The organism is Leisingera sp. ANG1 (assembly GCF_000203975.2).
GTDB lineage: Bacteria > Pseudomonadota > Alphaproteobacteria > Rhodobacterales > Rhodobacteraceae > Leisingera.
This window is the reverse complement of record NZ_AFCF02000009.1, coordinates 245552-271787: the sequence shown is the minus strand read 5'-3', so window position 1 is coordinate 271787 and position 26236 is coordinate 245552. Positions and strand designations below refer to the sequence as shown.

26 protein-coding genes are annotated in these 26236 nt (G+C 63.4%); 15 read left to right on the top strand and 11 right to left on the bottom strand.

What is annotated here, in order from left to right:
* Nucleotides 1-59: 59 nt before the first annotated feature.
* Entirely contained in the window at nucleotides 60-785 is a 726-nt protein-coding gene (recO, locus tag GC1_RS17470) for a DNA repair protein RecO (protein WP_019296594.1), read from the top strand.
* Here recO and GC1_RS17465 read toward each other — a convergent pair.
* The 3 genes from GC1_RS17465 to GC1_RS17455 form a co-directional block, all read right to left on the bottom strand.
* Nucleotides 769-1161: an META domain-containing protein gene (locus tag GC1_RS17465; RefSeq protein ID WP_019296593.1), complete on the bottom strand. Its 393-nt coding sequence runs from the start codon at nucleotides 1159-1161 to the stop codon at nucleotides 769-771. The two genes, recO and GC1_RS17465, sit on opposite strands and share 17 nt — an antisense overlap.
* A 117-nt stretch (nucleotides 1162-1278) precedes the next feature.
* Nucleotides 1279-1962: an SGNH/GDSL hydrolase family protein gene (locus GC1_RS17460; RefSeq protein WP_029204848.1), complete on the bottom strand. Its 684-nt coding sequence runs from the start codon at nucleotides 1960-1962 to the stop codon at nucleotides 1279-1281.
* A 179-nt stretch (nucleotides 1963-2141) separates the two neighbouring features.
* Nucleotides 2142-3827, bottom strand: coding sequence for an acyl-CoA dehydrogenase family protein (locus GC1_RS17455; RefSeq protein WP_019296591.1), 1686 nt, complete (start codon nucleotides 3825-3827; stop codon nucleotides 2142-2144).
* A gap of 145 nt (nucleotides 3828-3972) precedes the next feature.
* Between GC1_RS17455 and GC1_RS17450 the strand changes: the two genes are divergently transcribed.
* The 4 genes from GC1_RS17450 (at nucleotide 3973) to GC1_RS17435 (ending at nucleotide 8974) form a co-directional block, all read left to right on the top strand.
* On the top strand, nucleotides 3973-4740 hold the full coding sequence (locus GC1_RS17450) for a sulfite exporter TauE/SafE family protein (RefSeq protein ID WP_019296590.1): 768 nt from the start codon (nucleotides 3973-3975) through the stop codon (nucleotides 4738-4740).
* A gap of 19 nt (nucleotides 4741-4759) precedes the next feature.
* On the top strand, nucleotides 4760-5656 hold the full coding sequence (locus GC1_RS17445) for a cation diffusion facilitator family transporter (RefSeq protein ID WP_019296589.1): 897 nt from the start codon (nucleotides 4760-4762) through the stop codon (nucleotides 5654-5656).
* A 63-nt stretch (nucleotides 5657-5719) separates the two neighbouring features.
* Complete coding sequence (dgt, locus tag GC1_RS17440; RefSeq protein ID WP_019296588.1) at nucleotides 5720-7075, top strand: dGTP triphosphohydrolase; 1356 nt, start codon at nucleotides 5720-5722, stop codon at nucleotides 7073-7075.
* 84 nt (nucleotides 7076-7159) lie between these two features.
* Complete coding sequence (locus tag GC1_RS17435; protein ID WP_019296587.1) at nucleotides 7160-8974, top strand: caspase family protein; 1815 nt, start codon at nucleotides 7160-7162, stop codon at nucleotides 8972-8974.
* A 34-nt stretch (nucleotides 8975-9008) separates the two neighbouring features.
* Here GC1_RS17435 and GC1_RS17430 read toward each other — a convergent pair whose 3' ends face one another.
* Nucleotides 9009-10607: a phosphoenolpyruvate carboxykinase gene (locus tag GC1_RS17430; RefSeq protein WP_019296586.1), complete on the bottom strand. Its 1599-nt coding sequence runs from the start codon at nucleotides 10605-10607 to the stop codon at nucleotides 9009-9011.
* 341 nt (nucleotides 10608-10948) lie between these two features.
* Between GC1_RS17430 and GC1_RS17425 the strand changes: the two genes are divergently transcribed.
* Genes GC1_RS17425 through GC1_RS17395 form a run of 7 tightly spaced genes read left to right on the top strand, consistent with a single transcriptional unit; the run spans nucleotide 10949 to nucleotide 16351 of the window.
* The gene (locus GC1_RS17425; protein ID WP_019296585.1) at nucleotides 10949-11653 is read left to right on the top strand and encodes a response regulator transcription factor; all 705 of its coding nucleotides are present in this window, start codon (nucleotides 10949-10951) and stop codon (nucleotides 11651-11653) included.
* A gap of 50 nt (nucleotides 11654-11703) precedes the next feature.
* Entirely contained in the window at nucleotides 11704-13410 is a 1707-nt protein-coding gene (locus GC1_RS17420; protein ID WP_019296584.1) for a sensor histidine kinase, read from the top strand.
* A gap of 15 nt (nucleotides 13411-13425) precedes the next feature.
* Entirely contained in the window at nucleotides 13426-13863 is a 438-nt protein-coding gene (locus GC1_RS17415; protein ID WP_019296583.1) for an HPr kinase/phosphorylase, read from the top strand.
* Nucleotides 13856-14734 (top strand): RNase adapter RapZ, encoded by an 879-nt coding sequence (gene rapZ, locus GC1_RS17410; RefSeq protein ID WP_019296582.1) that lies wholly within the window; start codon nucleotides 13856-13858, stop codon nucleotides 14732-14734. Before GC1_RS17415 ends, rapZ begins: the two co-directional genes overlap by 8 nt.
* Nucleotides 14735-14743: 9 nt before the next feature.
* On the top strand, nucleotides 14744-15151 hold the full coding sequence (locus GC1_RS17405) for a PTS sugar transporter subunit IIA (protein WP_019296581.1): 408 nt from the start codon (nucleotides 14744-14746) through the stop codon (nucleotides 15149-15151).
* On the top strand, nucleotides 15152-15421 hold the full coding sequence (locus GC1_RS17400; protein ID WP_019296580.1) for an HPr family phosphocarrier protein: 270 nt from the start codon (nucleotides 15152-15154) through the stop codon (nucleotides 15419-15421).
* Nucleotides 15422-15454: 33 nt separating this feature from the next.
* Complete coding sequence (locus GC1_RS17395) at nucleotides 15455-16351, top strand: lysophospholipid acyltransferase family protein (RefSeq protein WP_019296579.1); 897 nt, start codon at nucleotides 15455-15457, stop codon at nucleotides 16349-16351.
* Between the two features lie 69 nt (nucleotides 16352-16420).
* Here the strand turns inward: GC1_RS17395 and GC1_RS17390 are convergent, their stop codons facing one another.
* Nucleotides 16421-17296 (bottom strand): 3-hydroxybutyryl-CoA dehydrogenase, encoded by an 876-nt coding sequence (locus GC1_RS17390; protein ID WP_019296578.1) that lies wholly within the window; start codon nucleotides 17294-17296, stop codon nucleotides 16421-16423.
* Nucleotides 17297-17450: 154 nt separating this feature from the next.
* Here GC1_RS17390 and GC1_RS17385 point away from each other — a divergent pair, with 154 nt between their 5' ends.
* Nucleotides 17451-18272 (top strand): DUF6473 family protein, encoded by an 822-nt coding sequence (locus tag GC1_RS17385; RefSeq protein ID WP_019296577.1) that lies wholly within the window; start codon nucleotides 17451-17453, stop codon nucleotides 18270-18272.
* A gap of 82 nt (nucleotides 18273-18354) precedes the next feature.
* Here GC1_RS17385 and GC1_RS17380 read toward each other — a convergent pair whose 3' ends face one another.
* The 6 genes from GC1_RS17380 to GC1_RS17355 all read right to left on the bottom strand — a co-directional run bounded on the left by GC1_RS17380 (nucleotide 18355) and on the right by GC1_RS17355 (nucleotide 22767).
* Nucleotides 18355-19284: an electron transfer flavoprotein subunit alpha/FixB family protein gene (locus tag GC1_RS17380; RefSeq protein WP_019296576.1), complete on the bottom strand. Its 930-nt coding sequence runs from the start codon at nucleotides 19282-19284 to the stop codon at nucleotides 18355-18357.
* Nucleotides 19284-20042 (bottom strand): electron transfer flavoprotein subunit beta/FixA family protein, encoded by a 759-nt coding sequence (locus tag GC1_RS17375; RefSeq protein ID WP_019296575.1) that lies wholly within the window; start codon nucleotides 20040-20042, stop codon nucleotides 19284-19286. Before GC1_RS17375 ends, GC1_RS17380 begins: the two co-directional genes overlap by 1 nt.
* Nucleotides 20043-20350: 308 nt before the next feature.
* Nucleotides 20351-20923 (bottom strand): cob(I)yrinic acid a,c-diamide adenosyltransferase, encoded by a 573-nt coding sequence (locus GC1_RS17370; protein WP_019296574.1) that lies wholly within the window; start codon nucleotides 20921-20923, stop codon nucleotides 20351-20353.
* 6 nt (nucleotides 20924-20929) lie between these two features.
* Nucleotides 20930-21133: a twin transmembrane helix small protein gene (locus GC1_RS17365; RefSeq protein ID WP_019296573.1), complete on the bottom strand. Its 204-nt coding sequence runs from the start codon at nucleotides 21131-21133 to the stop codon at nucleotides 20930-20932.
* Between the two features lie 65 nt (nucleotides 21134-21198).
* Entirely contained in the window at nucleotides 21199-22032 is an 834-nt protein-coding gene (locus GC1_RS17360) for an SDR family NAD(P)-dependent oxidoreductase (RefSeq protein ID WP_019296572.1), read from the bottom strand.
* Nucleotides 22033-22068: 36 nt separating this feature from the next.
* A complete protein-coding gene (locus tag GC1_RS17355) occupies nucleotides 22069-22767 on the bottom strand; it encodes an SH3 domain-containing protein (RefSeq protein WP_019296571.1) in 699 nt (232 codons plus the stop codon).
* A 243-nt stretch (nucleotides 22768-23010) separates the two neighbouring features.
* Here GC1_RS17355 and GC1_RS17350 point away from each other — a divergent pair, with 243 nt between their 5' ends.
* Nucleotides 23011-25359, top strand: coding sequence for a DNA topoisomerase IV subunit A (locus GC1_RS17350; protein WP_019296570.1), 2349 nt, complete (start codon nucleotides 23011-23013; stop codon nucleotides 25357-25359).
* Nucleotides 25360-25488: 129 nt separating this feature from the next.
* Complete coding sequence (locus GC1_RS17345; protein ID WP_019296569.1) at nucleotides 25489-26088, top strand: hypothetical protein; 600 nt, start codon at nucleotides 25489-25491, stop codon at nucleotides 26086-26088.
* Nucleotides 26089-26236 lie beyond the last annotated feature (148 nt).

Below are 26236 nucleotides of genomic sequence, written 5' to 3'. Positions count from 1 at the left end.
TGCAGCCCGTCCGGCAATACGCTCTGGTAGGGCGGACCGCAGAACAGGGAGGCCCGGCTTTGGAGTGGCGTGATCACGGCATATTGCTTTCGGTGCGCCGCCACGGCGAAAGCTCGGCCATCATCGACGTTTTCACCGAAGAACACGGGCGCCACGCAGGCGTGGTGCGCGGCGGGGCCGGCCGCCGGATGGCACCGATCCTGCAACCCGGTGCACAGCTGGATGTGACCTGGCGAGCAAGGCTCGAGGACCATTTGGGCAGTTATCACGCCGAACCCCTGCGCAGCCGCGCAGCCGCAGCGCTCTCTGGCCGGCTGGCACTGGCCGGGCTCAACACAGTGACGGCGATGCTGTCCTTTTGTCTGCCAGAGCGCGAACCGCACGCCGGTCTCTATACCCGCAGTGAACAGCTGCTGGATCTTCTGGGCAACGAAGACCTCTGGCCGCTCGCCTACCTGCGCTGGGAATTGACGCTCCTGGAGGAGATGGGCTTTGGCCTCGACCTCACGGTTTGCGCCGTGACCGGCAGCCGGTTCGGGCTGGCCTATGTGTCGCCGAAAACGGGCCGGGCTGTTTCACGTGAAGGGGCCGGTGACTGGGCAGACCGGCTGCTGCCGCTGCCGCCGGTGATGCTGGGGCAGGGCGATGCAAACGACGCCGAAATCCTCCAGGCCCTGCGTACCACAGGTCATTTCCTGGATGCGCATCTGGCCCCGTCGCTGGGCAATCACCCACCGCCGGAGGCGCGCAATCGGCTCATGGACTTGCTTAGCCGCCGTCTTTGAACAGCATCTCCCGCCCCGCGTCATTGCTGAGGATCAGCACATCGCCGGAAACCTCTGCCAGCGTCATCTCCTGCAGCGCTTTCAGAAATGCGTCCTCAGCCTCCAGTTCCGGGCAGGCCATCCGCGTCACCGCCAGCGGCCCGGTTTCAAACCAGGGATAGGGCGCGGTCTGGCTGCCCAGGAAATTGTTGCAAGGCCCGCGTCCGGCGATCTTGCCCGGCTCCGGAAAGATGAGGGTCGCAGCGGCGGTAAAGGCGCTGCCATCAATGCTCTGCAACTTCCACTCCTTGCCCGCGGCGCCATAGGCAGACAGGCTTTCATCTCCGGTGCAGGCGGTTGGCAGCAGCAGGGACGCGATCAGGGCAGCACGCAGCATCTAGACCTCCGGCGGCAGTTTCTGATGCCACATTGAAGGGGTGGCGCGGTCAGCGCAAGGCCGCAAGTGCAAGCGGGCGGGGGGGCGGGAAACCCGCGCGTCCTGGCCGGGGTTCTCTCAGTTCGTGCGGATAATCTCGGCCACCTTGCGGCCGATCTCGCTGCTCGCCTTGACTGACGGGTGGATCATGTCCAGCGCGTGGTAGGACCGGTCGCCGTAAGGCACCAAGTCCTTGTTTGACAGGAAGAAGATCCCCTCATCCAGCGCCGCCAGCCGCTCAATCCGGGCCTCCAGCTCGTTGCCCTCGTCCCGGCAATGTTCGATCATCGACCCCACGCCGGGGCTGCGCAGGTAGCCGACATAGATCACCTTGGCGCCGGACGCGCGCAGTTCTGCCAGCATCCCGGGGATAGCACCCTTGCGCCCGTCAGAGGCAATGAGCTTGTCCATTTTGCGGTTACAGGCAAAGCAGCCGCAGCCAAGCCACAAGTCATTGCCGCCGCCGTTGACGATCACCCAGTCCCATTCGCCGGGCGTGTACTGCTTGCGGATGTTCATCCCAGCAGCGCCGGAAATGGGCAGCTTATAGATGATCCGCGCGGCGGAAACGGAACGGTCAACGACCGGTTCCTGCAATTCGCGGGCCACTGTGTCCGAAATGGATTTGCCGGCCAGGCTGTGCCAGGCCAGAAGCGAATCGCCCATCGCCAGAATACGGGGGGATTGTCCCTCCGGCACGGCTCCGCCGCAGGCGGAGATCAAAAGCAGAGCGGGCAGAAGGAGGCAGCGAAAGAGTGTCATGCACTCTTGTTAACCATGAATCGTTAAGGATCGAAGAACCTGTATTGGAAACAGACTTATTCCGTGCCGTGGTTGCAGGCGGGCCGCATAAGCTGCGGTTCTCAGCCACCCGGAAAAAAGCCCGGCGCGAGCGCCGGGCAAGAAGGGGATTGCTCCCCTGCGGTGGTCTCTGACAGCGGTCAGCCCAGCAGGCGGCGGGCAATAACCTGCGCCTGGATTTCGGCAGCGCCCTCAAAGATGTTCAGAATACGGGCATCGCACAGCACGCGGGAGATCTTGTATTCCATCGCAAAGCCGTTGCCGCCGTGGATCTGCAGCCCGTTGTCGGCCGCCGCCCAGGCAACCCGCGCGCCCAGGAGCTTGGCCATCCCGGCCTCCAGGTCGCAGCGGTGGCCGTGGTCCTTTTCCCAGGCTGAGAAATAGGTCAGCTGGCGGGCGATCATGATCTCCACCGCCATCATCGCCAGCTTGCCGGAGACGCGCGGGAAGTTGATCAGCGACTTGCCGAACTGCTTGCGCTCCTGCGCGTACTGCATGGCAATATCCAGCGCCGACTGCGCCACGCCGATGGCGCGGGCCGCGGTCTGGATGCGGGCCGATTCAAACGTCTCCATCAGTTGCTTGAAGCCCTTGTTTTCCTCGCCGCCCAGCAGGTTTTCCTGCTTCACGTGGAAATTGTCGAAACCCAGCTCGTATTCCTTCATGCCGCGGTAGCCCAGCACCTCGATCTCGCCGCCGGTCATGCCTGGGGTGGGGAAGGGCGCCTCGTCGGTGCCCGGGGTCTTCTCCGCCAGGAACATCGACAGCCCGCGGTGATCGGTGGTGTTCGGATCGGTGCGCGCCAGCAGCGTCATCACATGGGTGCGGGCAGCGTGGGTGATCCAGGTCTTGTTGCCGGTGATCTTGTAATCGCCGTTCTCATCCTTCACCGCGCGGGTGCGCAAGGACCCGAGGTCAGAGCCGGTGTTCGGCTCGGTGAACACGGCGGTCGGCAGAATCTCGGCGCTGGCCAGTTTCGGCAGCCAGTTGGCCTTCTGCTCCTCGGTGCCTCCGCACAGGATCAGCTCCGCCGCAATCTCGGACCGGGTGCCCAGCGAGCCAACACCGATATAGCCGCGCGACAGTTCCTCGGACACCACAACCATCGAGGCCTTGGACAGGCCGAACCCGCCGTATTCCTCCGGGATGGTCAGCCCGAAGACACCCATCTCGGCCAGCTCCTCGATCACTTCCATCGGGATCAGCTCATCCTTCAGGTGCCAGTCATGGGCATTCGGCTCGACCTTCTCTACCGCGTAGCGGCGGAACTGGTCGCGGATCATCTCCAGCTCTTCCTCCAGGCCGGAGGCGCCGAACATGGTGGAACCAGCCTGTTCCTCCATCAGCTCCACCAGACGGGTGCGGGCGGCCTGGCTGTTGCCCTGCTCGCACAGCGTCATCACTGCAGGCACCATAAGCGCACGCTGGGCGTCCTGGCTCAGGCCCAGATCCTGCAAGCGGATGATTTCGCCCTGGTTCATCTGGATGCCGCCGTAGACCTGCCACAGGTATTCGCCAAAGCCGATCTGGTGCAGCAGCTGCTCCATCTCGCCGAACTTGCCCTCGCCCTGCAGCTTCTCCGCCCATTTCTGCATCTGCCGCAGCGAGTAGACGTAAGTAGCAAGCCAGGACAGACCATGCGCCGCCACCTGGTTTTCCTCGATCAGCTTGCCGGAGACACGGCCGTCGCTGCTCACCATGTCCTTGACGGAGGCCCGTGCGGCCTCAAGCAGCTGGTCCAGCGGTTCCAGCGCTGCGCCGGTCAGCGCCAGCAGGTCGGGAATGAGAGTCGGTTTCATATGCAAGTCCTGTCCGTCGTGGGCCATGAATCAGATCCTTCTTCGGTCGCCCGGTGGTAAATCATTTTGCAGGTGCAGCGCAACAAAAATACTCACGGGTGCGTCATTTGGATCAAATCTTGCGTGTCGATTTTGCCCGTGCAGCACGCTGCGGATGTGATAGAGCGGAGGCATGACCGCATTGTTTACGCTTCTTTCCCCGGCTGAGCTGGCAGCGGCCTTTGGCATCGCGCTGCTGGCGGGCACGGTCAAAGGCCTGGTGGGCTTTGCCATGCCAATGATCTTCATTTCCGGCCTCAGCATGTTCCTGGCGCCGGACCTGGCGCTGGCCGGGCTGATTCTGCCTACGCTGGTAACTAACGGCATGCAGGCGCTGCGGCAGGGGCCCGCGGCGGCCATGGCCTCGATCCGCAAGTTCCACGTGTTCCTGCTGATCGGGCTTGTCTGCCTGCTGCTCAGCGCCCAGTCCGTGCGGCTGCTGCCGCAGCAGGCTCTGCTCCTGGTTATTGGCCTGCCGGTCACTGTCTTTGCCTGCATCCAGCTGATGGGCAAGACCTTCACCATCGCCAATCCTTCCCGCCGCAGCGAGGCGGTGGTCGGTGGCATTGCGGGTCTGATCGGCGGCGTGTCCGGCGTCTGGGGGCCGCCGACGGTGGCCTATTTGACGGCCCTGAACACTGAGAAGACAGAGCAGATCCGGGTGCAGGGGGTGATCTACGGCTTGGGTGCGGTGGCGCTTCTGGTAGCCCACATCGGGTCTGGTGTGATCCGCGTGGAAACCGCGCCCTTTTCGCTGGCGCTGATCGTGCCAGCCGTGGCGGGCATGTGGGTCGGCGGCCAGCTGCATGACCGCATCGATCAGGTGCTGTTCCGCCGCGCAACGCTGGTGGTGCTGCTGATCGCAGGCCTGAACCTGTTGCGCCGCGGCGTGCTGATGTAGCGGGGAAAGGCAGGGCGTCATGCATCAACGGCTCAGCGCAGAACAGCTGGCAACCGGCTCCATCCTGGTCGCGCTGGCGGTCATGACGCTGAAGGTTGCTGCCTGGATGATGACCGGTTCCGTGGCGCTGCTGTCGGATGCGCTGGAATCGCTGGTGAACATCGGCGGCGCGGTGATGGCCTGGTTCGCGGTGCGCTATGCCCAGCGGCCGCCGGACGCGGGCCACCCCTACGGCCACCACAAGGCCGAGTATTTCTCGGCGGTGATCGAGGGCATCCTGATCGTGATCGCTGCCCTGGTGATCCTGCACGAAGCCATCAGCGCGCTGACCCGCGCAGGCGATCCCGCCTGGGGCGCTGCCGGCATGTTGGTGAACGCGCTGGCGATGCTGGTGAACCTTGCTTGGGCGCGGGTGCTGCTGCGCGCGGGCACACGGTTGAAGTCCCCGGCGCTGTCGGCTGGCGGGCGCCACCTGATGAGCGATGTCTGGACCTCTGCCGGGGTGCTGGCTGGGCTGGTTCTGGCACTTGTCACCGGCTGGGCGGTGCTCGACCCGCTGCTGGCGCTGCTGGTCGGCGTCAACATCCTGCGCGAGGGCTGGCTGGTGATCGCAGCCTCCGTGAACGGCCTGATGGACACCGCCGCCCCGGCGGAGGAACGCCAGAAAATCGAAGAGGTCATCCAGCGCATGGCAGCAGGCGCGCTGCAGGTGCATGGCCTCAAGACCCGCCGGGCCGGCCGTGCGCTGTTTATTGAGTTTCATATGGTGGTGGACGGCGCCATGACGGTGCGGGCGTCCCACGGCATCTGCGACATGATTGAGATCGCCTTGAAAGATGCCCTGCCGGAGGCGCAGGTGGTGATTCACGTGGAGCCGGAGCACAAGCTGGAGCCCGCCGGCATCGAACCGCGCTGAAGGGTTTGCAATTCCCGTCCGCCTCCCGTTTAACCGCCCTCAGACAGGCAAAGGAGCAGGCACATGGCGATGGAGTGGAACAGGCTGCTGAACCCGGGGCGGCTGTGCCGGCCGGACTTCCCCGAGGCCCCGGGGCGCGAGGCCTATCTGCAGGATTATGACCGCATCCTGTTCTCCGAGCCGTTCCGGCGGCTGGCGCAGAAAACCCAGGTGCACCCGCTCTACAGCCACGACCATGTGCACCACCGGATGATCCACAGCATGGAGACCTGCAGCGTCGGCCGTTCGCTGGGTTCGAGCGTGGGCCACGCGCTGCTGAAGGACGGACGCATCACCCCGGATCAGGTGTTGCGCATCGCGGGCCATGTGCAATCCGCCTGCCTGCTGCATGACATCGGCAACCCGCCCTTTGGCCACTCCGGCGAGGACAGCATCGGCGGCTGGTTTGCCGCGCAATTCAAGGCAGGTGCAGGGCTCGCCGCCGAGGTCCCGGCAGCCCAGCAGGCTGAGTTCGCGCATTTTGAAGGCAACGCCCAAGGTCTGCGCATCGCCGGGCGTCTGGAAATGGCCCGGCGCGAGGGTGGAATGCGGCTCAGCTATGCAACGCTGGGCGCCTTCCTGAAATACCCCTGTACCCGCCAGGTGCGCGATGCAGTCTGCGGCGACGGTCCGGCACCCTATGCGGGTCTCAAGAAATTCGGCGTCTTTGCCGCCGACACCGCGCTGCTCGATGAAATCTGCACCGCCACCGGCATGATCCGCGAAGAAGGGGGCTGGTACCGCCGCCACCCGCTCGCTTTCCTGGTCGAGGCCGCGGATGACATCTGCTACCGCATCATGGATATCGAGGACGCAGGCGCCGTGGGCGATCTGGACCGGGGTGATGTGGCTGCTGTGCTCGAGGACATCACCGGCAAGCGCAACCGCGAGGAAGACGCCGCCATGCCGCTGGGCGAGCGTGTCGTCCTTCTGCGCGCGCTCTCCATCGGTGCCGCCACCAGCGCCGCTGTGCAGGCCTTCCTGGACAATTACGACGCCATCATGAGCGGCGAATTCGACGGTGACCTGATCGGCGCATCATCCAAGGCGGACGCCTTTGCCGAATTGCAGCGCCTGTCGGTGGAACGCATCTTTGCCGCGCGCCGCAAGACAGAGCTGGAGGTCGCAGGCCGCCAGGTGCTGCACCGCATCCTCGGCCACTTCCGCGGGCTTTACACCGATCTGGCTGCCTGCGGCTGGGATCAGGCGGTGCTGGCCAAGGAGCATCCCCATTGGGCACAGCTGATCCGCGCCGTCGACCTGGATCTGCGCGGGGTGGAGGATGCCTGTACAGCCATGCATTCGCTGGCGGATTTCGTTTCCGGCATGACCGACCGCTACGCAGTCAAGGTGCGGGACATGGTGACAGGCAGTCTTTAGGCCGGATATCCGGCCTTAGCCGCCGGGTTAGAAGTTTTTCGGAAATGTGCTACCTTGGATTGTGCAGGTTCAGGGGGGACTGATATGCGCGTTTTCCGTGTTTTCACGCAGCTGGTTCTGATAGCTTTGTGGCTGCTTGGAGCCGGCACTGCAAACGCGAAGGCAAATCCGGAAAAGCGGGTGGCACTGATCATTGGCAATTCCGACTACGCAGCAGTTCCCAAACTCCGAAACCCGGGTCGCGATGCCGCGGATCTTGCAAGCGCCCTGCGGCGGATCGGGTTTGAAGTCTCTGAATTCGAGAACCTGGATTACCGCGGTATGCGGCTCGCGCTGCGCGACTTTTCAGCAACCGCTGAACAGGCGGATGTGGTCTTGGTTTATTACGCAGGACACGGCATCGAAATTGAAAACACAAATTTCCTGATCCCCGTCAATGCGGAACTCAAAAGCAGCCGGGACGTCGAATTCGAAGCGATCCGGCTGAGCGGCGTTCTGTCAGCTGTGGAGTCATCCGGCGGCCTGAAAATCGTGCTGGTAGATGCCTGCCGGGACAATCCGTTCCAGCAGCAGATGAAAGTGGCCGGCGCAACCAGATCCATCGGCCGCGGTCTGGCTATAATTGAACCCAGCGGTGTTCTTGTTGGATATTCGGCAAAGGGAGGCACGCTTGCCCTGGACGGTTCCGGACGCAACAGCCCCTATGCGGCGGCGCTGCTGCGGCATATCGAAACCCCGGGGCTTGAGCTTGGCAAGCTGTTCCGTCAAGTCCGCGACACAGTGTTTGCAGCGACGCAGGGAGAGCAGGAACCCTTTGTCTATGGATCTTTGCCGGGCCACGACATCTTTCTGGTGCCGCCCAAACCGCAACCGGTTGCCGCTCCTGCCCCGGTCCCGCGGCCTCAGGGAATCGATCAGGAGATGATTGAGGAATTCACCGAGGCAGCGGGGTATAACACGGTTTGGAGCTGGAAGCGGTTTTTGAAGAAATACGAAGACTACCCGGAGCACCGGCTGGTTGCGCTGGCGGCAAAGCGGCGTGACGCGCTGTCTCTTGAGTTGGATCTGCGCCGGGGCTACCGGGTTGCAGAGCCTTGGCTGAAGTCAGCGATTGAAGAAGACGGACACACCGTAACGCTATCTGCAAATGACCGGATATTAGTGCAGAAAGCACTGGGTATGATGGGGTTTGATACTGGCGGAGCGGACGGGCAATTCGGTCCTCGAACGCGCAAGGCTATTTCGCAAGCACGTTTAATGACCAACATTGGATATGGCTCTGAAGTCGATGTTGCGCTCCTGAAGGTGCTTCCCAATGTTCCGGCTATTGAGGAGCTGATGACGCCCAAAGCCCGGCTGTTTTCACCTGAAGAACTAACAGGGGATATTGAACCGCGGTTGCGAAAGGCGCTTTCAGTATTTCGGCTGTACCCAACAAAGTTTGGCTATTTCCGCGGCCGTCTCTACCTGGCAGTGCACGGGCGGTCGATGGCTTGGTCCTCTGCAAACAACATGGCGCGGAATGCCGGAGGATACTTGGTGTCGATCAACAGTGAGCAAGAAAACCAATTTGTGGTTGATCTATTCTCCTCGGATGAGCGCTTCATAGCACATAATGACGGAATGCGCTTTGGTCCCTATATCGGTTTGTACCAGCCAGACCGGCGAAACGAACCTGCAGGGGGGTGGGTTTGGGCTTCAGGAGAGCCGCTGACATACCGGCGATGGGGACTTGGCCAGCCGAACAACCTCAAAAACCGACAGCACTTTGCGAGGTTTTCTATAGCGCCTAAGCTCAATCGGCCTGGCGTAAAGGTTTCCTACTGGGACGATGGAAACGCTGATATTTGGAATACCGGGTTCCTGGTTGAAATTGAACTGACAGGAAGAAGCAAATAGCCCCGGTGGTGGCCGGGGCTATTAATCAGATAGATCAGCCGATGGCGGCGGCCTTCACGTCCTCGTCGATGAACGGCAGGTACTGCTCGAAGTTGTCAGAGAACATCTGCACCAGTTTGGCCGCCTGGGTGTCATAGGCGTCCTTGTCGTCCCAGGTGCGGCGCGGATCCAGCAGCAGCTCCGGCACGCCCGGCACGTTCACCGGCACGTCAAAGCCGAAGTTCGCGTCTTTGCGGAATTCCGCATCCGCCAGCGAGCCGTCCAGCGCCGCGGTCAGCAGCGCGCGGGTGGCCTTGATCGGCATCCGGCTGCCGGTGCCATAGGCGCCGCCGGTCCAGCCGGTGTTCACCAGCCAGCAGGTGGCGCCGTGCTGGGCGATCTTCTCGCGCAGCAGGTTGCCGTACACTTCCGGGCGGCGCGGCATGAACGGCGCGCCAAAGCAGGTGGAGAAGGTCGGCTCCGGCTCGGTCACGCCGCGCTCGGTGCCCGCCACCTTGGAGGTGAAGCCGGACAGGAAGTGGTACATCGCCTGCGCCGGGGTCAGCCGCGCGATCGGAGGCAGCACGCCGAAGGCATCACAGGTCAGCATGATAATGTTCTTCGGGTGGCCGCCGCGGGCGCTGGCCGATGCATTGGAGATGTAGTGCAGCGGGTAGGCGCAACGCATGTTGGCGGTCAGGCTGTCGTCGTTGAAATCCAGCTCTTTGGTCTCCGGATCGAACACCATGTTCTCGATCACGGTGCCGAACTTGGAGGTGGTGGCGTAGATTTCCGGCTCTGCCTCGGCATTCAGGTTGATGGTCTTGGCATAGCAGCCGCCTTCGAAGTTGAAGGTGCCGTTGTCGGCCCAGCCGTGCTCGTCATCACCGATCAGGACGCGGTCCGGGTCGGCCGACAGGGTGGTCTTGCCGGTGCCCGACAGGCCGAAGAACACGGCGGTGTCGACCGGGTTGCCCTTGGCGTGGTTGGCGGAGCAGTGCATCGGCATGATGCCTTTTTCCGGCAGCAGGTAGTTCAGCAGGGTGAACACCGATTTCTTGTTTTCGCCAGCGTATTCGGTGCCGCCGATCAGGATCATCTTGCGGTCGAAGTTCATCGCGATGATGGTCTCGCTGCGGCAGTCGTGCTTCTTGGGGTCGGCCTGGAAACTCGGGCAGTTGATGACGGTGAAATCGGCGATGAAATCATCCAGGTCTTCACGGTCGGGACGGCGCAGCATGGTGCGGATGAAAAGGTTGTGCCAGGCCAGCTCGGTCACCATGCGGACGTTGATCGCATGTGCCGGATCGGCGCCGCCCACCAGGTCCTGGACGTAGTAGTCCTTGCCCTTCATGTGCTCCAGCATGTCGGCGTAGAGCGCGTCAAAGCCCTCGGCGCTCATCGCGGCGTTGTTGTCCCACCAGATGGTGTCGCGCACGCTTTCGGTTTTCACGACATGTTTATCCTTGGGCGACCGGCCGGTGAATTTACCGGTGGTGACCAGGAAGGCGCCGCCATTGCCCAGCGTGCCTTCGCCGCGCTTCAGCGCGGCTTCGATCAGCGCAGGCTCCATGAAGTTGTAATAGACATTGCCCAGACCCTCGATGCCCTGATCCTCGAGGCGGAATTGCGGGTTAACCCGTCCAGATGTCATGCGTTTTTTCTCCTGTGGCGGCGCGGGCGGCACGCAGGCTGCGCGGCTGCGCCATTGGGGCAATAGAAACGGCATCGCTGCCGGTGGCGCGGTCTTAACATGGCGTTTTGGGGGGTGAACAGGCCGGTTTCAACCAGTTAGCGCCATCAAGGCAATGTTTAGCGCAACCATTGTTCTGCACCGCGGCATGTGCCCGGCTGTTCAGTGAACGCTAAGGTATTTTTGCCCCAATTGTGTCCAAAGATTGTCCCGATTCTTCAAATGGGATTGATTCGGGGCACTAGAACGGCGATGAACATGGTAAAAACAAAACATAACAGAGCAGATTAGGGGCAATTCCGATGTCGAAGATTGCTTTGGTTGACGATGACAGGAACATCCTGACATCGGTTTCCATGACGCTTGAGGCCGAGGGCTTTGAGGTCGAAACATATAATGACGGGCAGGCGGCGCTGGACGCCTTCAACAAGAAACTGCCGGATATGGCGGTGCTGGACATCAAGATGCCGCGCATGGATGGCATGGACCTGTTGCAGCGGCTGCGCCAGAAATCCCAGATGCCGGTGATCTTCCTGACCTCCAAGGATGATGAGATCGACGAGGTGCTGGGCCTGCGCATGGGGGCTGACGATTACGTCAAGAAGCCGTTTTCGCAGCGCCTGCTGGTCGAACGCATCCGGGCGCTCTTGCGCCGCCAGGAGGCCATCAGCAGCGACGCCGAAGGCACCGCCTCGCCCGAGGCCAAGGTGATGGAGCGCGGCAACCTGCGGATGGACCCGCTGCGCCACGCGGTCAGCTGGAAGGGCAGGGACGTGTCGCTGACAGTGACCGAATTCCTGCTGCTGCAGGCGCTGGCCCAGCGGCCCGGCTTCGTCAAAAGCCGCGACCAGCTGATGGATGTGGCCTATGACGATCAGGTCTATGTGGACGACCGCACCATCGACAGCCACATCAAGCGCCTGCGCAAGAAGATGCGCAGCGCGGATTCGGATTTTGCGGCAATCGAGACCCTTTATGGAATCGGTTACCGTTACAATGAAGAATAAGCGGCACATCTAAGCGGGGCTTCTTGCCCCCGGCCAAGGGAGTGGCGCGGATGCGCGATACCAGCATAGTGCAACGCCAGCAGGACGGCGATGTGGTTTTGGGGGAAGACTGGGTCACCCCCGACCAGTCGGTCACGCGCGAGATGCAGGTCAAGCGCGCCCGCCGCGGGCTCCTGCCGCTCAAGGGCTCGCCGCTGACCCGCCGGATCATCACTTTCAACCTGATTGCGCTGACCATCATGGTCACCGGCATCCTCTACCTGAACTCTTCCCGCCAGAGCCTGGTTCAGCAGCGGGCCGGCGCGCTGGTCTCCGAGGCGATGCTGGCCGCCGATGTGTTCGAGGCTGAGATGCCCGCGGCCGGCGCCGTCAGCTTTGCTGCCGGCGATGGCATTCAGGTGGAAGATACCTTGGCTCGCCTCAGCCTGCGCGGCGGGGTCGAGGCCTTTGTGTTCGACACCACCGGCAACCTGATTTCCAGCATCAAGGGTGTGGACCGCAGCGATGCGCTGAACGTGCTGAACGACAGCGGCCGCAGCCGCACCCTGATCAGCGACGCGCTCTCTGTGCTCTGGGGATTGACGGAAGGCGATGAAACACCCAATGCGGCTTCTGGCCCGACGCTGGAGGAACGGCTCAGCGGCCTTGTGGACCGTGCGATGAATCGCGGCACCGGGGTTGAAACCGTGGTGGACACCAGCGGCAGCCGGGTGATCTCCGCGGCTACCCCGATCATGCACAACGGCACCGCCGTCGGGGTGATCGCGCTGACCTCGCCCACCGGCGAGGTAGACGCGCTCGTTCGCGGCGAGCAGGAACGGGTTCTGCAGATGTTTGTGGTGGCGCTTCTGGTTTCCGTCGGCCTCAGCCTGGTGCTGGCTTCGACCATCGCCAACCCCTTGGCCGATCTGGCCGAGGCGGCGGAACTGGGCCGCGACCGCGGCAGCCGTAAATCCAACCCGGGCCGGATCCGCATCCCTGACCTGTCCGCCCGCCCTGACGAGATTGGCCGCCTCAGCCGTGCCCTGCGCGGCATGGTCAAGGCGCTTTATTCCCGCATCGACAGCAATGAGCAGTTCGCCGCGGACGTGGCGCATGAGATCAAGAACCCGCTCGCCAGCCTGCAATCCGCGGTTGGCACCCTGCGGATGGTTCGCCGCGATGACCAGCGCGAAAAGCTGATGGACGTGATCGAACACGATGTGCGCCGCCTCGACCGGCTGGTCAGCGACATCTCCAACGCCTCGCGGCTGGACGCCGAACTGGTCAAGGAGGAGGAGGAAGAGTTCAACCTCCTGTCCATGCTGGGCAACCTGAACCAGTACCTGGGCGAGGATGCCCGCGCCAAGGGCATCGACTACATCACCGATCTGCCCGCACAGCCGATTCAGCTGCAGGGGCTGGAGGCGCGCCTTGCGCAAGTTTTCGTGAACCTGATCACCAATGCGATTTCCTTCTGCGAGGAGGGCGACGCCATCCGCGTCTGGGCGCGCCGCCGCGCCAACCGGGTGCTGATCGTGGTAGAAGACACCGGCCCAGGCATCCCCGACCAGGCGCTCTCCAAGATCTTCAAACGCTTCTATTCGCAGCGCCCGGTGGAGCATTTCGGCAATAACTCCGGCCTTGGCCTGGCGATCTCCAAGCAGATTGTCGAGGCGCATGGCGGGGTGATCTGGGCCGAAAACATCCGCCCGACCGAGGCCGATGTCACTTCCGAGCCACTCGGCGCGCGTTTTGTGGTAGGCTTGCCTGTCTGATCCCGGTTCAAGCCCATGTCTGAAACACAAAGCCTCATCCTGCATGCCTCCTGCGTCGCGCTGGAGGGGCAGGGGCTTTTGATCACCGGCACCTCCGGCCAGGGAAAATCCGCGCTGGCGCTGCAGCTGATGGCCTTCGGCGCCCAGCTGGTGGCTGACGACCGGGTGCTGGTGCAGCTTTTGCACGGGGAACTGGTCGCCAGCGCGCCGGAACCGATCCGCGGTTTGATCGAGGCGCGTTATATGGGCCTTCTGCAGGCGCAGATCCGCAGCCCGGTGCCGGTGACGGCGCTGGTTGATCTCGACGAGGCAGAGACCGAACGCCTGCCGGTGCGCCACACCACCCAGCTCTTGGGGCAGGAGATTGTCCGGGTCAAACGCGTGGACGGCGCCCATTTCGCCCCGGCCCTGATGCAATACCTCAGATGCGGGGCGCTGGACCCGGATGCCTGAACAGAAAAAACAGGCAGTCCCGGCGGTTCTGGTCACCGGCCCCTCCGGCGCGGGCCGGACCACCGCGATCAACGTGCTGGAGGATCTTGGCTTCGAGGCAATTGACAACCTGCCGCTGCGCCTGCTGCCCGGTCTGTTTGATGCCGCCGCAGCGCCGCGCCCGATGGCGCTGGGGCTGGACAGCCGCAACCGGGACTTCTCGCCGCGCGCGCTGCTGGATGTGATCGACATGCTGTCGGGCCGCCGAGAGCTGGACCTGACCGTGCTCTACCTCGACGCCCAGCCCGATGTGCTGTTGCGCCGCTACTCGGAAACCCGCCGCCGCCACCCGCTGGCACCGGCAGAATCCCCGGGCGAGGGCGTGCGCCGCGAGCTGGACCTGATGGGACCGATCCGCGACCGGGCCGACATCTTGCTGGAAACCTCGGGCATGAACGTCCACCAGCTGAAGGCGGAGATCGAGCGCTGGTTCGCCCCCGGCGGCCGCACCCTGGCGCTGTCGGTGCAAAGCTTCTCCTACAAGCGCGGGATGCCGCACGGGATCGACATGGTGTTCGACTGCCGCTTCCTGGCCAACCCCTATTGGGACCCGGGCCTGCGTGCGCTGAACGGCCAGGATCCGGCGGTGCAGGACTATGTCCGTGCCGACGACCGGTTCCAGCCGTTCTTTGACCGGGTGCTGGACCTGACCCGGCTGCTGCTGCCAGCCTACCGGGATGAGGGGAAATCGCATTTTTCCATCGCCTTCGGCTGCACCGGCGGCCAGCACAGATCGGTGACAATGGCGGAAACCCTGGCCAAGGCCCTTGCGGAGGACGGCTTGCAAGTGTCAATTAGACACCGCGAGCTGCAAGGCCAGCAAAAGAAGTGAGAGGCCGGGTTGATCGGGATTGTGATCGTAGCGCATGGCGGACTGGCAAAGGAATACCTTGCCGCAGTGGAACACGTTGTGGGTCCGCAGCCCAGCCTTGTGGCCATTGGCATCGGCCCTGAAGACGACCGCAGTGCCAAGCAGAAGGAAATCGCCGCCGCAGCCGACAAGGTTGATAGCGGCGGCGGCGTGGTTGTGGTGGTGGACCTCTTCGGCGGCTCGCCCTCCAACCTCAGCCTCAAGGCCTGCGCGCCCGCGGACCGCCGCATTCTTTATGGCGCCAACCTGCCGATGCTGATCAAACTGGCAAAATCCCGCCACCTGCCGGTTGCCGACGCGGTGCGGCAGGCGATGGAGGCCGGGCGCAAGTATATCAACGCCCAGAACGTAAACCCTGACGGGGAGCAGGCACATTAAATGGCTCTGAAGACGCTGAAAATCATCAACGAAAAAGGGCTGCACGCCCGCGCCTCTGCCAAGCTGGTGGAGGTGGTCGAAGCGTTTGACGCCACGGCAGAGGTGCTGAAGGACGGAATGTCGGCCTCAGGCGACAGCATTATGGGGCTTTTGATGTTGGCAGCCTCGAAAGGAACGACTATTGACGTCGAGACTTCGGGGCCTGATGCTGACGCGCTGGCGCATGCGCTGGAGGCTCTGGTGGCCGACAAGTTCGGCGAGGGCTACTAGGCCCGCGCCGGCGACGGGACGGGAAAAGGCACATTGGCGGATACCGCACAAGACAGGAATACCGGCATCGCGCCGGACACCGCTGAGCAGACAACGGGCGAGGTCTATGACCGCCGCACGTTGACCTATGCCAACTCCTTTGACGACCGCTGGACCTCGCTTGCGATCAAGACCATCGAATGGCTGACCGGCAAGCTGACGATCCTGCGTATGGTCAACAAGTTCGAGAAAAACAACGCCGAATACCGCGGCCAGAAGTTCTGGCGCGGTGCGCTCAACACCATGGGCATCGACCTGCAGACCCCGCAGGAGCAGATTGACAATATCCCCGCCGACGGCCCGGTGGTGATTGTCGCCAACCATCCGCACGGCATGGTCGACGGCATGATCTTTGCCGACCTGATCGGCCGCCGCCGTCTTGATTACCGCATCCTGACCCGCTCGGTGCTGACCGGCCTGGACGAGGCCGCAACCTCCTTCATGATCCCGGTGCCCTTCCCGCATGACCCCGAAGCGCAGCGCAAGATGGTCGACATGCGCGCCAAAACCATGGCCTTCCTCAAGGAGGGCGGGGCCGTGGCACTGTTCCCCTCCGGCGTTGTGATGTCGTCCGACAGCTGGTTCGGCCCCGCGATTGAGCGCGAATGGAACGTCTTTACTGCCCAGCTGATCCGCCGCTCCGGCGCGCGGGTGGTGCCGATCTTTTACCCCGGCTCGAACTCGCGCTGGTATCAGATCGCCTGCCAAATCTCCCCGATCCTGCGCCAGGGCCTGCTGCTGCATGAAATCGTCCGCTCCTGCAACAAGCCGCAGGCACCGGTGGTCGGCAAGCCGCTCACCGATGAGCAGATGGAGCAGCTGCAGACCGACCCGCGCGGCTTCATGGCCTGGCTGCGCGAGCACACGCTGAACCTCGGCAAGCAGGGCTGAGCCTGCGCTCTCCATCTTGCCGGAAACGAAAAAGCGCCCCGCGGGGCGCTTCTTTGTTTGTGCCGTCTGTTACCGGGTCGGCACCGGGGTTTCCCCGCGGTAGTCATAGAACCCGCGCTGGGTCTTGCGGCCCAGCCAGCCGGCCTCGACGTATTTAGTCAGCAGCGGGCAGGGGCGGTATTTGGTGTCCGCCAGCCCGTCGTGCAGCACGTTCATGATCGCGAGGCAAGTGTCCAGCCCGATGAAATCCGCCAGCTCCAGCGGCCCCATCGGATGGTTGGCGCCCAGCTTCATCGACTCGTCGATCGACTTCACCGATCCCACGCCCTCATAGAGCGTATAGACCGCCTCGTTGATCATCGGCATCAGGATGCGGTTGACGATGAAGGCCGGGAAATCCTCGGCGCTGGCAGAGGTTTTGCCCAGCCGTGCCACCACGTCCTGGCAGGCCTTGAAGGTCGGCTCGTCGGTGGCAATGCCGCGGATCAGCTCCACCAGCTGCATCACCGGCACCGGGTTCATGAAGTGGAAGCCCATGAAGCGTTCGGGCCGGTCAGTGCGGCTGGCCAGCCGGGTGATCGAGATCGACGAGGTGTTGGAGGTCAGGATCGTATGCGGCTGCAGATGCGGCTGCAGGTCCTCAAAGATCGCCTGCTTCACGGTTTCCCGCTCGGTCGCCGCCTCGATCACCAGATCGGTTGCACCCACGTCGGCCAGCTTCAGCGACGGCACGATGCGCGCCAATGCGGCCTTCACATCGTCTTCCGAAATCTTCCCCTTGCTGGCCTGGCGCTCCATGTTCTTGTGAATCAGGCTCAGCGCGCCGTCCAGCGCCTGCTGGCTGACGTCATTCAGCACGACCTCGTATCCGGCCAGCGCCATGACATGGGCAATGCCATTGCCCATCTGACCCGCGCCGATCACTCCAACCTTCTGAATTTCCATGCCTCAGGCTCCTGAAATAGCTGCGGCAACCATACTGGCCGGGCGCGGGCAGGCACAAGGGCAGCTGACCCGGATTTGAGGCAAATTCTCACTTTAGGGAAATTGCAATGGTTGCCCGCCAGGGTGAGTCTCGGGTGAAAAATTTGGTGGTAGTATGAGCTATGAACTCAAAAGCGCGGGGGCGCTTGCGGGGGAACCATGCAGATATGGTCAATCCAGACTGCTGGTGCGGGGGCCGCGAAGGTCCCTGGATGACCCTTATGTCGCTTTCCTTGGCGGAACCGAAGTCTATGGGCGATTCGTTGAATTTCCCTTTGTCGACTCGCTGCAGGCCCGGCTGGGCATGGATTGCGTCAACCTGGGCAGCGTGAACGCGGGGCTGGACAGTTTCGCGCATGACGACAGCCTGATCGGCGTTGCCCGCAACGCCCGGCTGACCGTGGTGCAGATGCTGGGCGCGCAGAATATCTCCAACCCCTATTACCGGGTGCATCCGCGCCGCAACGACCGCTTCCTTGCCGCCCAGCCAGCGCTCAAGACCCTGTATCCTGAGGTCGACTTCACCGAGTTCCACTTCAACAAGCACCTGCTGTGCTCCCTGCGAGAGATCTCCGCGCAGCGGTTTGAGCAGGTCCGCGAGCAGCTGCAGCGCAGCTGGATCGACCGGATGACCAGGCTGGTCGATGAACTGGACGGCCGTGTCCTGCTGTTGTGGCTGCGCTATGCGCTCGACGCCGAGGCCGGCTTCCCGGAGGAGCCGGTGCTGGTCGACCGCGCCATGGCTGAGGCGCTGCGCCCCAAGGTGCAGGGCATCCTCGAAATCAAGGCTGCCTCCGCTGCCGCGGCGCAGGATATTTCCGGCATGATCTTCGGCCCGATGGAGCTGCCGGCTGCCCGCCACATGATCGGCCCCAAGGAACACATGAAAATCGCAGAGGCGCTGGCCGGCGACCTGGAGCCGCTGCTGCGCGCCTGAGCGTCAAATCCCCCTTACCATCAGAACGGAAAAAGGCCCGCCAATTGGCGGGCCTTCCTATTGGTCAGCTGTCCAGCTGGGCTCAGCCCAGTTTTTCGGTCAGGGCCGGGACGGCTTCGAACAGGTCGGCAACCAGGCCAAAGTCCGCAACCTGGAAGATCGGTGCTTCTTCGTCCTTGTTGATCGCCACGATGACCTTGGAGTCCTTCATGCCGGCCAGGTGCTGAATGGCGCCGGAGATGCCGACAGCGACATACAGGTCCGGTGCAACAACCTTGCCGGTCTGACCCACCTGCCAGTCGTTCGGTGCATAGCCCGAGTCGACAGCCGCGCGGGAGGCGCCAACAGCGGCGCCCAGCTTGTCGGCCAGGTTCTCGATCAGTTTGAAGTCTTCCTCGGAGCCAACGCCGCGGCCGCCGGAGACAACGATGCCGGCCGAGGTGAGTTCCGGACGGTCGCTTGCGGCAACCTTGTCTTCAACCCACTCGGACAGGCCCGGGTTTGCCGCTGCCGAGATGGTTTCCACGGAAGCGGAACCGCCTTCGCCAGCTGCGTCAAAGGACGCGGTGCGGAAGGAGACGACTTTCTTGGCGTCGCTGGACTTCACGGTCTGGATCGCGTTGCCGGCATAGATCGGGCGCTCGAAGGTGTTGCCGTCGACAACGCCGGACACGTCCGAGATCACCATCACGTCCAGCAGCGCAGCAACGCGCGGCAGCACGTTCTTGGCGTCGGTGGTGGCGGGCGCAACGATGTGCTCATAGTCGGACGCCAGGCCAGCGATCAGCGCCGCGGTCGGCTCCGCCAGGCGGTGGCCCAGCGATGCGTCCTCGGCAACCAGAACCTTGGCAACGCCAGCGATTTTCGCGGCTTCTTCGCCAGCGGCAGCAGCAGAGGCGCCAGCGGCCAGAACGGTCACGTCGCCCAGCTTGGAGGCAGCGGCAACGGCTTTTGCGGTCGCGTCCAGCGCCAGCGCGCCGTCGGTCACTTCAGCAAGGAGAAGAACAGCCATTACACAGCCCCCGCTTCTTTGAGTTTCTCAACCAGCTCGTCGACAGAGCCGACCACGATGCCTGCGGCGCGTGCCGGCGGCTCTTCGGTCTTGACGATTTCCAGGCGCGGGGTGACGTCGACGCCGTAGTCGGCGGCGGTTTTCTCGTCCAGCGGCTTTTTCTTCGCCTTCATGATGTTCGGCAGCGACGCATAGCGCGGCTCGTTCAGGCGCAGGTCCACGGTGATGATGGCAGGCATCTTCACGGAAATGGTCTGCAGGCCGCCGTCGACCTCACGGGTCACCTTGGCGTTACCGCCTTCGATGTCCAGTTCGGATGCAAAGGTGCCCTGGGACCAGCCCAGCAGCGCCGACAGCATCTGGCCGGTTGCGTTCATGTCGTTGTCGATTGCCTGCTTGCCGCAGAGCACGACGCCCGGCTGCTCTTCCTCGACCACTTTGGCCAGGATTTTCGCAACGGCCAGCGGCTCGATGTCGGTGTGCACGTCGTCGGCAGCAACCACCAGGATGGCGCGGTCCGCACCCATCGCCAGGGCGGTGCGCAGGGTTTCCTGAGCCTGCTTGACGCCGATCGAAACCGCAACCACCTCATCAGCCTTGCCGGCTTCTTTCAGGCGGATGGCTTCTTCGACAGCGATTTCGTCGAAGGGGTTCATCGACATTTTCACGTTGGCGAGATCGACACCGCTGCCGTCCGCTTTGACGCGGACCTTCACGTTGTAGTCAATCACGCGTTTGACAGGCACGAGTACCTTCATTTTGCGTTCTCTCCTTAACAAACGGCAAGCCGCCCCAGGGCGACTCCCCCTCTATGCTCTCGAAGCGTTGATACCGGCTGGTGCGGGCGCGCAACAGGGCAAAATCGTCACGTTAGCGCACGCCGACGTCGCGTTTGCTCATTTGGAACATCATTTTTGCAAGAATGTTTCCGGTGGGAAATCTGCCTGCCGCAACGGCAGGGCGCGGCGGTCCCGCATGACGCGTTTGGCGCCGGATTCGCAAAAATCCGGCGCCAGATGGCGAATCAGACCGGCATCAGGCCGAGATCAGATTGGGGCAGGGGGTCTCAGCGGTTGGCGCCGGGCACCCACAGAACGTCGTCCTTGCCGCCGTTGTTGGCGGTGCGGGCAGCGACAAAGAACCAGTCGGACAGGCGGTTCAGGTATTTCACCGCCGCCGGGTTCACGTCCTCGGCGGTGCTGAGGTCGGTCGCCAGCCGTTCGGCGCGGCGCGCCACGGTGCGGCAGACATGCAGATGCGCCGCCAGCTTGGAGCCGCCCGGCAGAATGAAGCTGCGCAGCGCCTCCAGATCCTTGTTCATCACGTCGATTTCGGCTTCCAGCCGCTCGACCTGCGCCACCGCAATGCGCAGCGGTGGGTATTCGGCGTCCGCATCCTTCTCCATCTCGGGCCGGCACAGATCAGCGCCCAGGTCGAACAGGTCATTCTGGATGCGCGCCAGTGCCGCATCCATCTCGCCGTCGGCTTCCAGCCGCGCGACGCCGACAAAGGAGTTCAGCTCATCCGAGGTGCCATAGGCATTGACCCGCGCCGAGTGTTTGGCGACCCGCTCGCCGTTCCCCAGCGCGGTTTCGCCCTTGTCGCCGGTGCGGGTGTAAATCTTGTTCAGAACGACCATCGCCGATTATCCTCCCTGGCTGCGCAGATAGACGTAGGCCAGCAGGATCACCACTGCAATGAACTGAAACAGGATGCGCAGCCGCATCATCTTGTTCGCATTGCGCCGATTAAACTCGCCGCCCTTGCCAAAGCCGCCGATGCCGATGACCAGCGCCACAACCACGGCCGCCACGGCTGCCAGTCCCAGATAATACAGCGGATCGCTCATCCTGTCCCCCAAAGCGCATCAATTCGTTGGGTTCCATCTACCCTGTGCAGGTGCAGATGGCGACCCTATCCGAGCTTCACAAGGATGCGGTCAATTGCCCTGGTCGGCAGGATGCGCCGCAGAAAGCCCGCGATGTGGGTTGGGGTGGTGACGTAATAGCGCGGATGCGGGCGGCGGGATTCGCAGGCATGCGCCAGCTTGGCGGTGACGGCGGAGGCCGGCAGTTCGAACCGGTCCGGGCCATTGCTGCCCTCATAGAGCCGCTTCAGCAGCCGCGATTCATACAGGTCGCGCAACGGTGACACTTTCCAGTCGATGAACCGCTCGAAATGCGGGATCGACTTTTCCCGGATCTTCGACGTCACCGGTCCCGGCTCGATCAGCACCATGTGGATGCCGGTGCCCTTCAGCTCTATTCGCAAGGTGTCCGTCAGCCCCTCCAGCGCGTATTTCGTTGCCACATAGGCGCCGCGCCAGGGGAAGGTCACAAACCCCAGGATTGAGGAGTTCTGCACGATCCGCCCGTGCCCCTGTTTGCGCATCACCGGAATCACCTGCCGGGTCAGCTCGTGCCAGCCAAAGAAGTTGGCCTCGAAGATCGCACGCAGGCCTTCGGTCGGCAGATCCTCCACTGCGCCCGGCAGCCCATGCGCACCGTTGTTGAACAGCGCATCCAGGGTGCCACCGGTGGCCTCCAGCACTTCACCCAGGCCGGCGGTGATGCTTTCCGGGTCGGTGTAATCAATGCGCGGGCTCTCAAACCCTTCGGCCCGCATCCGGTCGCAGTCGCGCTGCTGCCGGCAGGAGGCAAACACCCGCCAACCGCGCTCCCGCATGCCGCGGGCCGCATCCAGGCCGATCCCGGAGGAACAGCCTGTAATCAGAATCGTTTTCTTCAAGAGAGTGCCCCTCTGCCCGGAAGTCTCCGGGACCAGTTATGGGCGTTTCTTGCTCACCAGGGAAGCGGCAATCCAGCCCACCTTGCCCTTGCCGGGCGCGCGCAGGTGCAGCCAGCCGGTGCCGCTGTCCTCGAACACGACAACCTCGTCACCGCCCAGCAGACGCGCAATCACCGGGTAATTGGTGCCCGGCCCCTGCCGCATGTTCACGCGCGACGCTCTGATTCGGCGGATGTCCTTCTCCGGTTCAGGCTGCGGCTCGGCCAGGGCTGCGCCCGCAGGTTCGGACGCATCGTTTTGAACCTCAGTTCCGGCAGCGGCTGTCTGAATGCTGGAAATGCCGCCCTCCAGCGATGCCAGCTGCAGTTGGGCGCCCTGGTCTGCAACTGCCGGAAACACGTTTGTGCTGTCACTGATGGCCAGGCGTGCCTGGGTGATCTGCCGCAGCGCCACCCGCGAGCGCAGCTGCGGGTCGGCTGCAGGACGCGCAGGCCGGGCGGCCTCTTGCGTGCTGCCTGCAGGCTGGAAAGTCACGTTGCGGATCAGGGATTTGGCGTCTTCGCCGGCCCGGCTGCTGCGGTTGGCTTGCCGGGTTTCATCCGGTGCGGAAAATGCCGCCTTGGCAATTTCCAGCGCTTCCGAGCGCTCCTGGCGCGGCTCAAAATCCGCACCCCCGCTGAGTTCGTAAAAGCCCCAGCCCAGAAAAGCGAAAGACACAAAAATAAAACGCGACATAACCGGTCCCCCTAGTACCACCACACGGGCAGCTGCACTGAATTGCATTGGTTTGAAAAAGAAACGCGCGGCGCGGCTGCCTGGTTCCTTTCTATCTAGGGCAAGTTAACGGCGGGGAAACAGGGGAGAGTCCGGCTTATTCTCCCCCAAGCTTCCCCCGAACCCCGTGGGCGCGCCGCTGCACTGTGCGAATTTCGCGTGCGCCCGCTTTACCAATTCCGGCGGCGGAAGTATCACCGATGCATGACCGACCTGGTAGAAGATCCCGACATGCCGTCTGCCCCCGAACAGGGTGAAATCCTGGAACCGCTGCGCCGCGCCATTGGCGAGCGCTATCTGACCTATGCGCTCAGCACCATCATGCACCGGGCGCTGCCCGACGCGCGTGACGGGCTGAAGCCGGTGCACCGGCGCATCCTCTATGCGATGAACCGCCTGCGCCTCAGCTCCACCGGCGGCTTCCTCAAGTCAGCCAAGATTTCCGGCGACACCATGGGTGACTTCCACCCCCACGGCGACGCCGCGATCTATGACGCGATGGCGCGCCTGGCGCAGGACTTCAACGTCCGCTACCCGCTGGTCGACGGCCAGGGCAACTTCGGCAACATCGACGGCGACAACCCGGCGGCCTCGCGCTACACCGAGGCGCGGATGACCTTCGTGGCCGAGGCGATGCTGGAAGGCCTCAATGAGGATTCGGTTGATTTCCGCGACAACTACGACGGCCGCCTGACCGAACCGGCAGTGCTGCCCGCGACCTTCCCGAACATCCTGGCCAACGGCGCCGCCGGCATCGCGGTCGGCATGGCGACCAACATCCCGCCGCACAACATTGCCGAGCTGATCGACGCCTGCCTGCATCTGATCAAGACGCCGGATGCGCGCGACGACACCCTGCTGAATTATGTGCCCGGCCCCGATTTCCCCACCGGCGGCATCATCGTCGAGCCCAAGGAAAACATCGCCAAGGCCTACAGCACCGGCCGCGGCTCCTTCCGCCTGCGCTGCAAGCATGAGGTCGAGGACCTGGGCCGCGGCCAGTGGCAGATCGTCGTCACCGAAATCCCCTATCAGGTCCAGAAATCCAAGCTGATCGAGAAGATCGCCGAGCTGATCCAGACCAAGAAGGTGCCGATCCTCGCCGATGTGCGCGACGAATCGGCGGACGACATCCGCATCATCCTGGAACCCAAGTCCAAGAACGTGGACCCCGAGGTTCTGATGAACATGATGTTCCGCAATTCGGACCTGGAAATCCGCTTCAGCCTCAACATGAACGTGCTGATCGACGGTGTGACCCCCAAGGTCTGCTCGATGAAGGAGGTGCTGCGCGCCTTCCTCGACCACCGCCGCGACGTGCTGCAGCGCCGCTCGCGCCACCGGATGGAAAAGATCGACCACCGGCTGGAGGTGCTCGAAGGCTTCATCATTGCCTTCCTGAACCTCGACCGGGTGATCGACATCATCCGCTATGACGAGGACCCGAAGGCCGCCCTGATCCGCGAGGATTGGAGCAAGGACCATCCCCGCGCCTTCACCGAGGCCGAGTATGTCTCTCCGGCCCCCGGCGCGGGCGAGCTGACCGAGGTGCAGGCTGAGGCGATCCTCAACATGCGCCTGCGGTCTTTGCGCAAGCTGGAAGAGATCGAACTGGTCCGCGAACGCGACGCCCTGCGCGAGGAACGCGCCGGGCTGGTTGAACTGCTGGCCTCCGAGGATCTGCAATGGTCCCGCATCTCCGAGCAGTTGAAAGAAACCAAGAAGCAGTTCGGCAAGGACTACGCAGGCGGCGCCCGCCGCACGCTGTTTGCCGAGGCGGGCGAAGTCGAGGACGTGCCGCTGGAAGCGATGATCGACCGCGAGCCGATCACCGTGGTCTGCTCCCAGATGGGCTGGATCCGGGCGATGACCGGCCACATCGACCTGAACCGCGAGCTGAAGTTCAAAGACGGCGATGGCCCGCGCTTTATCTTCCACGCCGAAACCACCGACCGCCTGCTGGTGTTCGGCTCCAACGGCCGTTTCTACACCCTGTCGGCCGCCAATCTGCCCGGCGGGCGCGGCATGGGCGAACCGCTGCGCCTGATGGTCGACCTGCCGAACGAGGCTGAAATCGTCGACCTGATGATCCACAACCCCGACGGCCGCCTGCTGGTGGCCTCGGATGCCGGCAACGGCTTCATCTGCGCCGAGAAGGAAATCGTTGCCCAGACCCGCAGCGGCAAGCAGGTGCTGAACGTCAAGGACGACGACCGCGCCAAGATCTGCATCCCGGTGGAGGGCGACCACGTCGCCATCGTCTCCGAGAACGGCAAGTTCCTGGTCTTCGCGGTCGAGGAAATGCCCGAGCTGACCCGCGGTAAGGGCGTGCGCCTGCAAAAGTACAACATGGCCCGCGGCAAGCAGGGCTCGCTGGAACTGGACGGCGGTCTCAGCGACATCACCACCTTCAACTGGGATGATGGCCTGCGCTGGGAAATGGGCGGCGGCAAGACCCGCCACGAGGCCGACCTCACCCAGTGGCTCGGCAAGCGCGCAGGCGTGGGCAAGCGCCCGCCGCACGGCTTCCCGCGCAATTACAAGTTCAAGTAAGGCAGCAGAAACCTGCCGCCTGCCTGTGCCCCCCGCGCCACCCGCGCGGGGGTTGCTGTTTCCGCCTCTTTACCCTGGCCGCCGCCCCCGGCTATCTGGGCGGGACCGACTTTCTCTTGGGGGACTTCCATGATCCGCGTTCTTTCCGTGCTTGCCTCTTTGGCCCTGCTCGCCGCCTGCGGCGAAACCCAGCTGAACGAAGCGCCGGAGGATCTGGGCGCCTTCCAGGCCCGCGTCACCCATGTCTACACCGAGAAAGCGCTGCAATGGCCGCTGTCGCGCGACGCCGAGCACAGCGAATGGACTGCGCCGATCGAAAACGCGCTGAACACCCGCCTGCGCCGCTATGACGGCGCCCAGCAGTACGACGTCGCGGTGACGCTCGAAGGTTTCATGCTGGCCCCCCCCGGCGTGCCGGTGCTGTTCTCCCCCAAAAGCGCGGTGGTGGTGAACGTTTTTGTCTATGACGTGGCGCAGAAGAAATTCCTCGCCAAGAAGCACCAGATGCAGATCTTCGAAAGCACCACCGGCGAAAGCGCGGTGCTGGGCTCCGGCCATGCCCGCACCAAGCAGGAGCAGATCCAGGGCCTTGCCATAAATATCGCCGACAAGGTCGAGGAGTGGATGGCCGAGCAGCACGAGGCGGAAGGCTGGTTTGCCCCGCGTGCAGCGGCGGAATCCAGCGCCGGCGCAGACGCGGCTGCGGCAGAGACGCAACCGGCTGGCTGAGGCGCGCGAAAACCGCCCCTGTCAAGCAGGAACGGGTTGATTTTTGCCGGCAAACCAAATAATCCGCCGGCGCAGAGGAAACCGGGTCGGCAAGCGACCCCTCATTTCAAAAGGGCGCCTAAGCAATGGCTAAGGAAAAGTTTGAACG

Excerpts from the sequence above, each read along its gene's own strand:
- GC1_RS17465 (WP_019296593.1), bottom strand. The coding sequence starts at position 1,161 with ATGCTGCGTGCTGCCCTGATCGCGTCCCTGCTGCTGCCAACCGCCTGC.
- GC1_RS17460 (WP_029204848.1), bottom strand. The coding sequence starts at position 1,962 with ATGACACTCTTTCGCTGCCTCCTTCTGCCCGCTCTGCTTTTGATCTCC.
- GC1_RS17455 (WP_019296591.1), bottom strand. The coding sequence starts at position 3,827 with ATGGCCCACGACGGACAGGACTTGCATATGAAACCGACTCTCATTCCC.
- GC1_RS17450 (WP_019296590.1), top strand. The coding sequence starts at position 3,973 with ATGACCGCATTGTTTACGCTTCTTTCCCCGGCTGAGCTGGCAGCGGCC.
- GC1_RS17445 (WP_019296589.1), top strand. The coding sequence starts at position 4,760 with ATGCATCAACGGCTCAGCGCAGAACAGCTGGCAACCGGCTCCATCCTG.
- dgt (WP_019296588.1), top strand. The coding sequence starts at position 5,720 with ATGGCGATGGAGTGGAACAGGCTGCTGAACCCGGGGCGGCTGTGCCGG.
- GC1_RS17435 (WP_019296587.1), top strand. The coding sequence starts at position 7,160 with ATGCGCGTTTTCCGTGTTTTCACGCAGCTGGTTCTGATAGCTTTGTGG.
- GC1_RS17430 (WP_019296586.1), bottom strand. The coding sequence starts at position 10,607 with ATGACATCTGGACGGGTTAACCCGCAATTCCGCCTCGAGGATCAGGGC.
- GC1_RS17425 (WP_019296585.1), top strand. The coding sequence starts at position 10,949 with ATGTCGAAGATTGCTTTGGTTGACGATGACAGGAACATCCTGACATCG.
- GC1_RS17420 (WP_019296584.1), top strand. The coding sequence starts at position 11,704 with ATGCGCGATACCAGCATAGTGCAACGCCAGCAGGACGGCGATGTGGTT.
- GC1_RS17415 (WP_019296583.1), top strand. The coding sequence starts at position 13,426 with ATGTCTGAAACACAAAGCCTCATCCTGCATGCCTCCTGCGTCGCGCTG.
- rapZ (WP_019296582.1), top strand. The coding sequence starts at position 13,856 with ATGCCTGAACAGAAAAAACAGGCAGTCCCGGCGGTTCTGGTCACCGGC.
- GC1_RS17400 (WP_019296580.1), top strand. The coding sequence starts at position 15,152 with ATGGCTCTGAAGACGCTGAAAATCATCAACGAAAAAGGGCTGCACGCC.
- GC1_RS17390 (WP_019296578.1), bottom strand. The coding sequence starts at position 17,296 with ATGGAAATTCAGAAGGTTGGAGTGATCGGCGCGGGTCAGATGGGCAAT.
- GC1_RS17385 (WP_019296577.1), top strand. The coding sequence starts at position 17,451 with ATGAGCTATGAACTCAAAAGCGCGGGGGCGCTTGCGGGGGAACCATGC.
- GC1_RS17380 (WP_019296576.1), bottom strand. The coding sequence starts at position 19,284 with ATGGCTGTTCTTCTCCTTGCTGAAGTGACCGACGGCGCGCTGGCGCTG.
- GC1_RS17375 (WP_019296575.1), bottom strand. The coding sequence starts at position 20,042 with ATGAAGGTACTCGTGCCTGTCAAACGCGTGATTGACTACAACGTGAAG.
- GC1_RS17370 (WP_019296574.1), bottom strand. The coding sequence starts at position 20,923 with ATGGTCGTTCTGAACAAGATTTACACCCGCACCGGCGACAAGGGCGAA.
- GC1_RS17365 (WP_019296573.1), bottom strand. The coding sequence starts at position 21,133 with ATGAGCGATCCGCTGTATTATCTGGGACTGGCAGCCGTGGCGGCCGTG.
- GC1_RS17355 (WP_019296571.1), bottom strand. The coding sequence starts at position 22,767 with ATGTCGCGTTTTATTTTTGTGTCTTTCGCTTTTCTGGGCTGGGGCTTT.
- GC1_RS17350 (WP_019296570.1), top strand. The coding sequence starts at position 23,011 with ATGACCGACCTGGTAGAAGATCCCGACATGCCGTCTGCCCCCGAACAG.
- GC1_RS17345 (WP_019296569.1), top strand. The coding sequence starts at position 25,489 with ATGATCCGCGTTCTTTCCGTGCTTGCCTCTTTGGCCCTGCTCGCCGCC.